This is a genomic window from Lentzea miocenica (genome assembly GCF_033949945.1).
Lineage (GTDB): Bacteria > Actinomycetota > Actinomycetes > Mycobacteriales > Pseudonocardiaceae > Lentzea > Lentzea miocenica.
The window spans coordinates 36,150-49,041 of sequence record NZ_JAXAVW010000044.1 but is presented as its reverse complement, the minus strand read 5'-3'; the positions used below and the strand labels follow the sequence as shown (position 1 = coordinate 49,041).

Annotated in this window: 12 protein-coding genes; 10 read left to right on the top strand and 2 right to left on the bottom strand. The window is 68.8% G+C overall.

Going from position 1 to position 12,892, the window contains the following annotated elements; all coding sequences use genetic code 11:
• Positions 1-23: 23 nt before the first annotated feature.
• Positions 24-1,295, top strand: a complete 1,272-nt coding sequence (locus SK803_RS39985) for a glycosyltransferase (RefSeq protein ID WP_319971410.1) — start codon at positions 24-26, stop codon at positions 1,293-1,295.
• Between the two features lie 41 nt (positions 1,296-1,336).
• A complete protein-coding gene (locus tag SK803_RS39980; RefSeq protein WP_319971409.1) occupies positions 1,337-1,828 on the top strand; it encodes an MmpS family transport accessory protein in 492 nt (163 codons plus the stop codon).
• On the opposite strand, the gene SK803_RS39975 is transcribed toward SK803_RS39980, so the two are convergent.
• The gene (locus SK803_RS39975) at positions 1,815-2,264 is read right to left on the bottom strand and encodes a peroxiredoxin (protein ID WP_319971408.1); all 450 of its coding nucleotides are present in this window, start codon (positions 2,262-2,264) and stop codon (positions 1,815-1,817) included. The two genes, SK803_RS39980 and SK803_RS39975, sit on opposite strands and share 14 nt — an antisense overlap.
• 31 nt (positions 2,265-2,295) lie before the next feature.
• On the opposite strand from SK803_RS39975, the gene SK803_RS39970 reads away from it, so the two are divergent.
• From SK803_RS39970 to treZ, 8 genes are all read left to right on the top strand, one after another.
• Positions 2,296-3,207, top strand: a complete 912-nt coding sequence (locus SK803_RS39970; RefSeq protein WP_319971451.1) for a LacI family DNA-binding transcriptional regulator — start codon at positions 2,296-2,298, stop codon at positions 3,205-3,207.
• A gap of 14 nt (positions 3,208-3,221) precedes the next feature.
• Complete coding sequence (locus tag SK803_RS39965; RefSeq protein ID WP_319971407.1) at positions 3,222-3,647, top strand: RidA family protein; 426 nt, start codon at positions 3,222-3,224, stop codon at positions 3,645-3,647.
• 105 nt (positions 3,648-3,752) lie between these two features.
• Positions 3,753-5,567 carry a 4-alpha-glucanotransferase gene (locus tag SK803_RS39960; RefSeq protein ID WP_319971406.1) on the top strand — a complete coding sequence of 605 codons (1,815 nt, stop codon included), beginning with the start codon at positions 3,753-3,755 and terminating at the stop codon, positions 5,565-5,567.
• 93 nt (positions 5,568-5,660) lie between these two features.
• Complete coding sequence (locus SK803_RS39955) at positions 5,661-5,963, top strand: hypothetical protein (RefSeq protein ID WP_319971405.1); 303 nt, start codon at positions 5,661-5,663, stop codon at positions 5,961-5,963.
• A 262-nt stretch (positions 5,964-6,225) separates the two neighbouring features.
• Positions 6,226-6,582 carry a zinc ribbon domain-containing protein gene (locus SK803_RS46670; protein ID WP_406601653.1) on the top strand — a complete coding sequence of 119 codons (357 nt, stop codon included), beginning with the start codon at positions 6,226-6,228 and terminating at the stop codon, positions 6,580-6,582.
• A gap of 128 nt (positions 6,583-6,710) precedes the next feature.
• Positions 6,711-8,816 carry a glycogen debranching protein GlgX gene (glgX, locus tag SK803_RS39950; protein ID WP_319971404.1) on the top strand — a complete coding sequence of 702 codons (2,106 nt, stop codon included), beginning with the start codon at positions 6,711-6,713 and terminating at the stop codon, positions 8,814-8,816.
• On the top strand, positions 8,816-10,894 hold the full coding sequence (treY, locus tag SK803_RS39945) for a malto-oligosyltrehalose synthase (protein ID WP_319971403.1): 2,079 nt from the start codon (positions 8,816-8,818) through the stop codon (positions 10,892-10,894). Before glgX ends, treY begins: the two co-directional genes overlap by 1 nt.
• Complete coding sequence (treZ, locus tag SK803_RS39940; RefSeq protein ID WP_319971402.1) at positions 10,891-12,573, top strand: malto-oligosyltrehalose trehalohydrolase; 1,683 nt, start codon at positions 10,891-10,893, stop codon at positions 12,571-12,573. The genes treY and treZ overlap by 4 nt, the downstream gene beginning before the upstream one ends.
• On the opposite strand, the gene SK803_RS39935 is transcribed toward treZ, so the two are convergent.
• Positions 12,492-12,836: an ANTAR domain-containing protein gene (locus SK803_RS39935; protein WP_319971401.1), complete on the bottom strand. Its 345-nt coding sequence runs from the start codon at positions 12,834-12,836 to the stop codon at positions 12,492-12,494. The two genes, treZ and SK803_RS39935, sit on opposite strands and share 82 nt — an antisense overlap.
• Between the last annotated feature and the right edge of the window lie 56 nt (positions 12,837-12,892).

Below are 12,892 nucleotides of genomic sequence, written 5' to 3'. Positions count from 1 at the left end.
GGGTGGTCTGATCAACTGCGCGCATGGATCTGTTGTTCGCGACCATGCCGGTGCCGGGTCACGTCGCGCCGCTGCTGCCGATCGCCCGCGCGCTGACGTCGCGTGGTCACCGCGTGCGCTGGTGCACCGGCCGGGTGTTCGAGGACCGCGTCACCGCCACCGGCGCGGAGTTCATCGCGATGGATCCGTCGATCGACCACCTCGGGCGCAACGTCGACGAGCTGTTCCCGGACCGCACCAGGCTCAAGGGCATCGCGAAGCTGCGCTACGACATGCGCTCGGTGTTCCTCGACCCCATCCCGGCCCAGGTCGACGACCTCCGGCGCGCGCTCACCGCGCGGTCGGCCGATGTCGTCTTGCACGACGCCGCGTACGTCGGCGCCACGGTGCTGGAACAGCTCGGCGGCCCACGCGCGGTCAGCGTCGGCGTCACTCCGATGATGCTGCCCGCGCCGGACGTGCCGCCGTTCGGACCGGGTCTGAAGTACCGCGGCGGTCCGCTCGCCCGGCTGCGCAACTCCCTGGTGCAGGGGCTGCTGGACAACGTGGTGTTCAAGCCCGTGTTCGAGCACCGCGACCAGATCCTCGCCGCGCTGGGCCTGCCTGCCGGAGAACGCCGGCTGGCGAGCGTGTCGCCGCACCTGCACCTGCAGAACGGGGTCGCGGGCCTGGAGCACCCGCGGGCCTTCCTGCCGCCGCAGGTCAAGTACGTCGGTGCGCTGGTCGATCAGGCGCCGGCCGCGGAACTGCCGGAGTGGTGGGACCGGATGCTGAGCTCTGGCCGTCCGATCGTGCACGTCACGCAGGGCACGGTCGCCGACATGGACCTCGGGCACCTCGTCCTGCCGGCCATTCGCGCTCTTGCCGCCGAGAACGTCACCGTCGTGGCGAGCGTCGGTGCGCACGACGTGGGCCCGTTGCCCGCCAACGCTTTCGCCGCGCCGTTCCTGCCCTACGACCAGCTGCTGCCGAAGGTCTCGGCCATGGTCACCAACGGCGGGTTCGGCGGAGTGCAGCTCGCACTGGCCCAGGGCGTGCCGCTGGTCGTGGCCGGTGCGACGGAGGACAAGCCCGAGGTCGCGGCGCGGGTCGAACGGTCCGGCGCCGGGCTGAACCTGCGCACGTCCACGCCGTCGGAGAAGGCGATCAAAGCCGCGGTGGGCCAGGTGTTGCGTGGTGACTCGTTCCGGGAGCAGGCTCAGGTGCTGGCGGCGGAGTACCGGCGGCACGACGCGGGCGCGCTGAGCGCTGACCACGTCGAACGGCTCGGTCAGACCAGCGCCGCCGCCCGGTGACGGCGGGCTGTACGAGATCGACTTCCCGGTGAGGGGGTCACATGTCGCAGCAACCGCACGAGTACGGGGTCGCTCCGCCGTTGCACGAGGTGCGCAAGACGCGCAAAGGGCCGTGGATCTTCTTCCTGGTCATCGCGTTGCTGGCGCTGGGTGCGGCGATCTACGGCGGCCAGGCGATCAGCGCGTTGAACGAGAGCATCGACAACGGCACCGCTCCCGGCCGCTACACGGAGCCTCCGCCGCCGCCCGTCCCGCCCACGCGCGTGGTGGTGTTCGAGGTGACCGGCAGCGGCAAGGCGTTCAACGTCACGGCGACCGTCGGCGCGACCGTGCACAACGAGTCGAGCGTGGCCCTGCCGTGGACCAGGACCGTCGAGGTGCCGGCCGACCCTGCCTCCGAGTCCGTGATGCTCGTGGTGGTGGCGGGGCCGGACGGCGCCGAGGTGCACGGCAAGTACACGATCAACGGCGTGACTGTCCGCGAGGGCAAGGCTTCCGGGCCCTACGGCGTGCTGACGATCACCGACTCCTGAGTGCCGCCAGCGCCTTGTCCGCGTGGGAGTTCATGCTGAACTCGCTCTTGATCACCTCGATGATCTCGCGGTCGGCGCCGATGACGAACGTGTGCCGCTTGACCGGGATGGGCCCGAACCGGCGGCGCACGTCGTACTGCTCCGCGACGTCGCCACCGACGTCGGCCAGCAGCGGGTAGTCGAAGTTGTTCAGCTCGGCGAACTGCTTCTGCTTCGCCACGTCGTCCATCGAGATCCCCACGCGCTGGGCTCCCGCCTCCTCGAACTCCTTGCCGAGGTCGCGGAAGTGGCAGCTCTGCGCGGTGCAGCCGGACGTCATCGCGGCGGGGTAGAAGAAGAGCACGACCGGGCCGTCGTTGAGGAGATCGGACAGCTTGCGCTCGGTGCCGTCCTGGTCGGGCAGGGTGAAGTCGGGGGCGAGGTCGCCGGGCTTCATGGATCTCCAATACGCTCGGGCCGTGACCAGCATGTCCGATGTGGCCAAAGCCGCAGGGGTGTCGGCTGCGACCGTATCGCGGGCCCTGCGCGGCGAACCGGGCGTGTCCGAGGCCACGAGGCAGCACGTGAGCGAAGTCGCGCGGCGCATGAAGTACGCCATCGCACGCGACGCCTCCTCTCTCGCCGGTGGGCGCCGGTACGCGATCGCGGTGCTGACGTCCGAGGTCAGCCCCGTGCTGGCCGGCGCGGAGGGCGCTCTGCGGCAGGCGGGCTACGACGTGCTGCTGTACGTGCTCGGGTCTGCGGACGCACGCGAGAAGTTCTTCGACGAGCTGCCGCTGGGCCGCCGTGTGGACGGTGTGCTCCTGCTCTCCATCTCCATGACGGACGCCGAACGAGCGGCGTTGGAGTCGCTCGAGGTCCCGCACATCACCGTCGACGACGCCGACCTCCGGCACGCGTTGCGCACGGCCGTCGCGCACCTGCAGGCGCTCGGTCATCGGGACGTGGCGCTGGTGCTGTCCGACGGCGAGGACGAGTCGTACGACGAGATCCTGATTTCGGCCGGCCTCGAGGTGCGTCCGGAGTGGACGGTCTGGTGCTCGCCGACCGTCGACGGCGGCGAGCAGGTGGTGGACGTGCTGCTGGACGGCGAGCGGTTGCCGACCGCGGTGATCAGCTCGAACGGCGCGGCCGCGCTGGGCATCTTCCTGCGGATGCAGCGGGACGGGCGGGCGGTGCCGGACGAGGTGTCGATCGTGTCGCTGGACGGGCAGGAGCTCACCCGCGTGGTCGGGCTGACCGCGGTCGAGGGTGCGGCGAAGGAGCAGGGGGAACGGGCGGTCGCGGACCTGTTCACGTTGATCCGCGGCGGGGAGATCGAGCCGGCCGAGCACCACGTGCGGCTGGTCGTGCGGAACTCCAGCGGACCTGTCGCCTGAGTAGTGTTCGGCCCATGCCCGCCGAAGAGCGTCTGACCGAGCTGCCCGCGCTGCCGACCACGCCCGGCTACGCCCACGCGGTGGCGGTCACCGGGAAGCTCGCGTTCATCTCCGGGCAGGTGGCCGTCGACGCCAAGGGATGTGTGGTCGGGGTGGACGACCTGGCGGCCCAGACGCGGCAGGCGTTGAGCAATCTTCATCACGTCATTCGGAGGTTTGGCGCGGACTGGTCGGATGTCGTGAAGTTCACCTGGTTCGTGCTCGACGCGTCGGAGGTGCAGACCATTCGTGACGTGCGGGACGAGATTCTGCGGCCCGCGCTCGGCGAAGTGCCCAACCCTGCCAGCACGTTGGTTCAGGTGGCGGCGTTGTTCGGACGTGATTTCCTGGTCGAGGTCGAAGCCGTTGTGGCGATTCCAGGCGAAGCATCCGATGTTTGAGTAAATGCACCTCTGGGTGTGCGTCCCAACCGGCCTGCACCCTTCGGGTGACCAGGGACCATTTGCTCTGGTAATAACCATCGAGCTGTGACATAGCTTGTAGTTGTGGAGGAGTTGGTGGCGCGGCTGGCGGACGCTTGGGGCGTTGCCACTCGGTACGAGAACGCGGACCAGCAAGAGGTCACCGTCGATCCGGACGTCGTGGTGAAGGTGCTCGCCCAGTTCGGTGTCGACGCGTCCACTGAGGACTCCGTCGCCCGCGAGCTCGCCGCGATCGAGCAGCGCCGCGCGGAGCAGGCCCTGCCGCCCACGATCGTCATCCGCGAGTACGAGACGTACGACCTGCGCGGCCCCGCGACCGTCGAGCTCGAGGACGGCACCAGCTTCGAGACCGAGCGCCACCTGCCAGACTCGCTGCCGCTCGGCTGGCACCGCGTCGTCACCGCCACGCAGACCATCACGCTGGCCGTCGCGCCCAGGACGCTGCCGGACGTCCCGCACACCTGGGGCTGGATGCTCCAGCTCTACGCCGCGCGGTCGAAGGACTCGTGGGGGATGGGCGACTTCGCCGACCTCGCCACGATCGCCCGCCGCTCGTCGCTGGAGCTCGACGCCGGTGTCGTGCTGGTCAACCCGGTGCAGGCGCCGTCGCCGACCCACCCCGTCGAGCGCTCGCCGTACTCGCCGACCAGCCGCCGGTTCGCGAACCCGCTGTACCTGCGCGTCACCGACACCGCCGAGTTCCTGCAGGCCTGCCCGCGCACCCGGCAGCTCATCCGCGACCTCCGGCCCGAGAACCGGGACCTGATCGACTACGACGCGATCTGGGACGCCAAGAAGCAGGCCCTCGAGCTGCTCTTCCCCGGCGGCGACGTCGAGATGGACGAGGAGCTGGAGAAGTTCGCCACGTACTGCGCCCTCGCCGAGATCCACGGCAAGGACTGGCGCAGGTGGCCCGCCGGTCACGAGGCGCCGCCGGCCGAGCGGGTCGCCTTCTACGCCTGGCTCCAGCACCTCTGCACCCGCCAGCTCCAGGACGTCCGGCTGGCCGCGCACGAGGCCGGCATGGCCATCGGCGTCATCCACGACCTCCCGGTGGGCGTCGACCCCGGCGGCGCGGACACGTTCGCCGACCCCGAGGCGTTCGCCATCGACGTGACGGTCGGCGCGCCACCCGACGCGTTCAGCGCGGACGGCCAGGGCTGGGGCCTGCCGCCGTGGCGCCCCGACAAGCTCGCCGAGTCCGGCTACCGCCCGTTCCGGCAGGTGCTGCGCAGCGTCCTGAAGCACGCGGACGGCATCCGCATCGACCACGTCGCCGGGCTCTGGCGGCTGTGGTGGATCCCGCCGGGCGAACCGCCGTCGCGCGGCACTTATGTCTACTACGACGCCGACGCCATGCTCGGCGTGCTCGCGCTGGAGGCGTACCGGGCCGGCGCGGTCGTGGTCGGCGAGGACCTCGGCACGGTCGAGCCGGTCGTCACCAAGACGTTGCAGGAGAACGGCATGCTGACCAGCGCCGTCCTCTACTTCCAGCGCGACTACTACGCCGACGGCCACCCGCTGATCCCGCCGTCGCGGTGGAACCCGAAGGCGATGGCCAGCATCTCCACGCACGACCTGCCGACCGCCGCGACGTTCTTCTCCGGAGCCGACGGCCCCGACTTCGACGAGTTGATGCGCGAGGAGGGCATCGACCCGTCCGATCGCGTCGCGGGCGCCCACGAACTGCTCGCGCAGGCACCCTGCGCGTTGGTCCTGACTTCACCTCAGGACGCTCTGCGGGAAACCCGGCAGCCGAACGTGCCGGGCACGATCGACGAGCACCCGAACTGGAGAATCCCCCTGCCGGTGGCACTGGATGACTTCTTCCCACGCGTCCGGGAGATCACCCGGCCACTCCGCAGCCGCGGAAGATGAAACTTTTGCGTAACGGCAGGTCATGTACCTGCGGAGTACTGTAAAGCCGTCACCCGACGGCGGACGACGAACGTTTTGGAGGTGGCGTAGCAGATGAGCTCAGCCGTGAGCACGCGGACACCAACCGGCGTGCTTGAACTGGCCGTCGAGCAGGTCCTCGCTTCGGTGAGACCCGCTGCACTCGGCGACCCGGTGGTCGGGGCACGGCGCGCGGAGGAATCACTGCGTGACGCGCTGCGGGACGCAGGTCCCGTTGAGGACAACCTGGCCTTGCAGCACGCCCTGGCGTGCGCGGAGGCCGCTTGTGAGCACTTGAAGTACTGCGAGATCCAGGAAGCGCGAACGTTGCTCATGGCCGCACGTGGGCAGCTGGTTCTGGCACACGAAGGAGTGTGACTGCATTCCGTAGTTGCCGGTCGGTGACGATCACACGATCGAATTAACCCGCTCCCACTCTCGTGAGAACCTCGCTGTAGCGGGCCCGGAATCGTCGGTGCTCGCTCGTAGGGTTCGGAGTGTGATCGTCCACCAGACCTACCGGTTCGCATCGGACCCGACCCCGGCACAGGCGCGGGCTCTGTCCGCGCACTGCGGTGCCGCACGGTTCGCGTTCTGCTCCTCCACCTGCGATGTACGGCGCGCGGATCCGTCACCCGGGATGCTGCGCGACCGCCGGCTGGCGCGGTCGATCGCCGACACCGGATTCGCTGCGGTCCGGCGCCAACTGGAGTACAAAACGCGGTGGCGGGGTAGTCGTCAGATCGTGGCCGATCGCTGGTTCCCGTCGTTGAAGACCTGCCCGGATCGTGGCGTGGTGACGCCGCGCGTCCGGGCGTTCCGCTGCGAGTCGTGCGGACCGGAGATCGATCGCGATCCGAGTGCTGCCCGCGATCTCGCCGCGCTGGTGGTGAGAAGCACAACAGGTACCGGGGGAGGCCGGAGACCTGGAGCCCCAGGGCTCGAACGGACGCGAAGCCGACCGGAAGACCCACGTCACGTGGGCTGGTGGCAGTGAAGCGTTCACCTCGCACCGGGCAACCGGATCGGACGAGGACCGGACCATCCCTCACAACGGAGTCATGCCACGACGTTGTGACCCGGATATGGTCTGTCAGTAGCTACCTTCTTGTGACGAGGAGCATTGTGCGACCCTGGCCTGGAAGGCCCTACCCGCTGGGCGCTGGATATGACGGCGTTGGCACGAATTTCGCCCTGTTCTCCGAGGTCGCGGAGTATGTGGAGCTCTGCCTGTTCGACGACGACGGCACCGAGACACGCGTGAGGCTGCCGGAGGTGGACGGTTTCGTCCACCACGGCTACCTGCTGGGCGTGGGCCCGGGACAGAAGTACGGGTACCGCGTGCACGGCCCGTACGACCCGGCGCGAGGCCTCCGCTGCAACCCCAACAAGTTGCTCATCGACCCGTACGCCAAGGCCATCTCGAACGGCCTGACGTGGGACGAGGCGTTGTACGGGTACAAGTTCGGTTCACCGGACGAGCGCAACGACACCGACTCGGCGCCGCACGTGCCGAAGTCCGTGGTGGTGAACCCGTTCTTCGACTGGACGAACGACCGGCTGCCCAGGACGCCGTACAACGAGAGCGTCATCTACGAGGCGCACGTTCGCGGTCTGACCATCGACCACCCCGAGATCCCGCCGCGCCTGAGGGGCACGTACGCGGGGCTCGCGCATCCGGTGATGATCGATCACCTGATCAAGCTCGGGGTCACCGCGGTCGAGTTGATGCCGGTGCACCAGTTCATCAGCGATCACACGCTGGCGGAGCGCAGGCTCAGCAACTACTGGGGTTACAACACGATCGGGTTCTTCGCGCCGCACGACGGTTACTCGGCGTTGCCGTTGAACCAGGTGCAGGAGTTCAAGGGCATGGTCCGTGCCCTGCACCAGGCGGGGATCGAGGTCATTCTCGACGTCGTCTACAACCACACCGCGGAGGGCAACCACCTCGGGCCGACGATGTCGATGCGCGGTATCGACAACGAGGCTTACTACCGGCTGGTGGAAGACGACCCGAAGTTCTACATGGACTACACGGGCACCGGTAACTCGCTGAACGTGCGTTCGCCGCACACGTTGCAGCTCATCATGGACTCGCTGCGGTACTGGGTCACCGAGATGCACGTCGACGGGTTCCGGTTCGACCTCGCGTCGGCGCTGGCCCGCGAGTTCTACGACGTCGACCGGCTGGCCACGTTCTTCGAGGTCGTGCAGCAGGACCCGGTGGTGTCGCAGGTCAAGCTGATCGCGGAGCCGTGGGACGTCGGGCCCGGCGGGTACCAGGTCGGCAACTTCCCTCCACTGTGGACGGAGTGGAACGGCAAGTTCCGGGACACGGTCCGTGACTTCTGGCGCGGTGAGCAGGCGACGCTGGGCGAGTTCGCGTCGCGCATCACCGGCAGCAGCGACCTCTACCAGGACGACGGGCGCCGGCCGTACGCGTCGATCAACTTCGTGACGGCGCACGACGGCTTCACGCTCAACGACCTGGTGTCGTACAACGAGAAGCACAACGAGGCGAACGGCGAGGACAACCGCGACGGCGAGGACCACAACCGGTCGTGGAACTGCGGTGTCGAGGGGCCCACGGACGACGAGGAGATCCTCGCGCTGCGAGCCCGGCAGCGGCGGAACCTGATGGCGACGACGTTGTTGTCGCAGGGCGTGCCGATGATCGTGAACGGCGACGAGTTCGGCCGCACGCAGCACGGCAACAACAACGCGTACTGCCAGGACAACGAGGTCTCCTGGGTCGACTGGTCGTTGCTGGAGAGCAACGCCGAGCTGGTCGACTTCACCTCGGCGCTGGCCGCGTTCCGCAAGGCGCACCCGGTGTTCCGGCGCAAGCGCTTCTTCGCGGGCCGGCCGATCCGCAAGGGCGAGGAGCTGCGCGACATCGCGTGGTTCACGCCGTCCGGCGAGGAGATGACCGAGCAGAACTGGGAGGACGACTTCGGCAAGTGCGTCGTCATCTTCCTCAACGGTGAGGGCATCCCGGACCTCGACTCACGCGGCATGCGGGTGGTCGACGACTCGTTCCTGATGGCCTTCAACGGGCACTACGAGGACATCCAGGTGACGCTGCCGGATCTCGAGTACGGTCCTGAGTGGACGGTCGTGGTCGACACGGCGACCGGGCAGGTCGGCAAGGGCGAGAAGGCGATCGCCGCGGGCGGGGAGCTGAGCCTCACCGCGCGGTCGCTGGTCGTGCTGCAGAGGGTGGGCTGATGGGCGCGCCGTCCTCCACGTACCGCGTCCAGTTCACCCCGTCCTTCACCTTCGCCGATGCCGCCGAAATCGCGGACTACCTGGCGCGCCTGGGTGTCGGCGCGCTGTACGGCTCGCCGATGCTCGACGCGCGGGAAGGATCGACGCACGGCTACGACGTCGTGGATCCGACCCGCGCACGGCCCGAGCTGGGTGGCGACGACGGACGCAGGGCGCTCCAGGAACGCCTTGGCGCTCACCGGCTCGGCCTGGTCGTCGACATCGTGCCGAACCACATGGTCGTGCCGAACCCGTGGTGGGAGGACGTGCTCGCGAACGGCCAGGAGTCGAAGTACGCGCGGTACTTCGACATCGACTGGTCGTCGGGCAAGGTGCTGCTGCCCGTGCTCGCGGAGGACGCTCCCGACGAACCGGGCGAGCACTTCGTCAAGGTGAACTGGCGGCGGGGCAACACCGAGCTGAACTACCGGCGGTTCTTCGACATCACCGAGCTCGCGGCGGTGCGGGTCGAGGATCCCGAGGTGTTCGAGGCGACCCACCGCGAGGTGTTGTCGTGGGGCGTCACGGGACTGCGCGTCGATCACCCGGACGGCCTGGCCGATCCCGGTGGCTACTTCCGGCGGCTGCGTGAGCACTTCGACGGCTGGCTGGTCGTGGAGAAGATCCTCGGGCCGGACGAGTCGCTGCCGCAGAGCTGGCCGGTCGACGGCACGACGGGCTACGACGCGTTGCGGGAGATCTGCGGTGTGTTCATCGCGCCCACCGACAGGTTCGACGGCGACTTCCACGAGGTCGAGCACTCCTCACGGCAGCAGGTCGCGGACTCGATCCTCGCCGCCGAGGTGCGCCGGATCGCGCGACTCGTGCAGGGCGTGCCGTTCGAGGACGCCTGCGCGGCCGTCGCCGAGGTGATGGTCAACTTCCCGGTGTACCGGTCGTACCTGCCGGAAGGCATGCGGCACTGGGAAACCGCGGTCCAGCGGAGCAAGTCGTCCGCCGTGCGGGCGTTGGACGAGCAGGTCCGCGCCGATCCGCACGGGGAGCTGGCGACCAGGATCCAGCAGACGTCCGGCATGGTCGTCGCGAAGGGCACCGAGGACACCGCGTTCTACCGGTACACGAACTTCGTGGCGCTCAACGAGGTCGGTGGCTCGCCGGACAGGTTCGGCCTGTCACCGCGGGACTTCCACCAGCGCGCGGCGAACCGCGAGTCCGGTGAACCGGACGCCATGACCGCGCTGTCGACGCACGACACCAAGCGGTCCGAGGACGTGCGGGCACGGCTCGCGGTGCTGGCGGAGATCCCGGACGAGTACCTGGCGTTCGAGTCCGCGACGAGCGAGCAGCACGGCATCTCCGAGCCGTCGCTGAACAGGCTGGCGTGGCAGTCGCTCGTCGGCGCGTGGCCGATCACCGAGGAACGCCTGGGCCAGTACCTGGAGAAGGCGTCCCGCGAGGCGAAGATCAAGACGTCCTGGGTCGACCGGAACGCCGAGTTCGACGCCGAGGTGGCCGCGTGGCCGGCGAAGGCGGTGAACGAGCCGGAGGTCAGCGCGTTCGCCGAACGGATCAAGGCGCCCGGCTGGTCGAACTCGCTGGGGCAGAAACTGGTCCAGCTCACCGCACCGGGTGTCCCGGACGTGTACCAGGGCACCGAGCTGTGGGACTTCTCGCTGGTCGACCCGGACAACCGCCGTCCGGTCGACTACCAGGTGCGCCGGGACCTGTTGGAACGCATCGAATCCGGCTGGCTGCCGGAGGTCGACGACTCGGGCGCGGCGAAGCTTCTCGTGGTGCAGAAGGCTTTGCACGTCCGCAAACGCGGCCTGCACGGATACCGGCCGCTCACCGCCGAGGGCCCGGCCGCGGAACACGTGCTCGCGTTCGAACGGTCCGGTGTGATCACGGTGGCCACCCGTCTTCCGGTCGCACTGGAGCGAAAGGGCTGGCAGGACACGGTTCTGCCGTTGCCGGGTTCGAAGTGGACGGACGTGCTCACCGGGCGTCCCGCGACCGAGGACCTCGCGTCGCTGCTCGACACCTATCCGGTTGCACTGCTGGTGCGAGGGGAATCGTGAGCTTCTCTGTCTGGGCGCCGACTCCCGAATCGGTGCACGTCCGCGTCGACGGCTTCGACCACGAGATGAAGCGCGACGGCGACTGGTGGCTGTCCGATGCGGAATCGCCGGAGGGGACGGACTACGCGTTCGTCATCGAAGGCAAGGCGTATCCGGATCCGCGGTCGCTGTGGCAGCCCAACGGCGTGCACGAGGCATCCCGTGTGTACACGCACAACTTCGAGTGGTCAGACAGTGCGTGGACCGGTCGTGCGTTGCCCGGCGGGGTGATCTACGAGCTGCACATCGGCACGTTCACGTCGGAAGGCACGTTCGACGCGGCCATCGGGAAGCTCGACCACCTGGTGGACCTCGGCATCACGTTCGTCGAGGTCATGCCGGTCAACAGCTTCGACGGCGTCGAGGGCTGGGGCTACGACGGCGTCCTGTGGGGTGCCGTGCACGAGCCGTACGGCGGGCCGGACGGGTTCAAGCGGTTCGTGGACGCCTGCCACGGCAAGGGTCTCGCCGTGCTGCTCGACGTGGTCTACAACCACCTCGGACCGTCCGGCGCGTACCTCGACAGGTTCGGGCCGTACTTCGCCGGGCGCAACGACTGGGGCCCAGGGCTGAACCTCGACGGACCGGGCTCCGACGAGGTCCGCCGGTACGTGATCGACAACGCGCTGCAGTGGCTCGGCGACTTCCACGTCGACGGGCTGCGGCTCGACGCCGTGCACGCGCTGGCGGACCGGCGCGCGGTGCACGTCCTCGAAGAGCTGGCGGTCGAGGTCGAGGCGCTCTCCACCAGGGTGGCGCGGCCGCTGACGCTGATCGCCGAGTCAGACCTCAACGACGCCAAGCTGGTGACCGCGCGCGAAGGTGGCGGACACGGCCTGCAAGCGCAGTGGTCAGACGATCTGCACCACTGCCTGCACGTGGCGCTGACCGGCGAGACTTTCGGCTACTACGAGGACTTCGCGGCACCGGGCGCGCTCAAGAACACCCTGGAGAAGGTGTTCTTCCACGCCGGCACCTGGTCGTCGTTCCGCGAGAAGCACCACGGCAAACCGGTCGACACCGCGCTGATTCCCGGCCACCGGTTCCTCGCGTACACGCAGAACCACGACCAGATCGGCAACCGCGCGACCGGTGATCGGCTGCCGGCCACCGTGCCGACCGGGAAGTTGTTGTGCGCGGCGGCGATCGTGCTGTGTTCGCCCTACACGCCCATGATCTTCATGGGGGAGGAGTGGGCCGCTTCGACGCCGTGGCAGTTCTTCGCGTCCTTCCCGGACCCGCAGCTGGCGGAGGCCGTCCGGACGGGCCGGCGCCGCGAGTTCTCCCGGCACGGCTGGGGTGAGTCCGACGTTCCGGACCCGATGTCGCCCCAGACCGTGGAGAACTCACGGCTCAAGTGGGACGAACGGTCCACCGGCGACCACGTGAAGGTGCTGGAGACCTACAAAGCCCTGATCGCGTTGCGCCGCTCCCGCCCGGAGCTGGCCGATCCGCGGTTGGACAGGTTCGTGGTGGAGCAGGACGGGGAGTGCTTCGTGCTGCACCGCGGGACGACCCGCGTGGTGGTGAACCTCGGCACGACCCCCGTCCCGCTGCCTCAGGGAGACGTGCTGCTGACCTCCTCCGCGAACCCGTCGTCGCTGTCACCCGAGTCGTTCGCGGTGGTCGCGTCGACGTGATCCCACAGCATCTGGTCGGCCACGTTGACGGGCCGTCCGAGGTGCGCGTGCACGAACGCGGTGACCAGCCGGTCGGCCGCGACGTGCAGCTTGATGTTGTGGTGCTGGGATATGTGCACCAGCAGCTGGAACGCCTGCTGGGGTGTGCAGGGTTTGCGTGCGGCGATCAGGCCCGTGGCCTGCCCGATGACGGTCCGGGACACCAGGGCTTTGCGCAGCCCTGCCACCTCGGCCTCGAGGGCGGTGATTCTCGCGGACGACACCGCCGGCTCCTTTCACGTCGTCATGGTCACAGCGGCATGCCGGTGCGACGACGGTG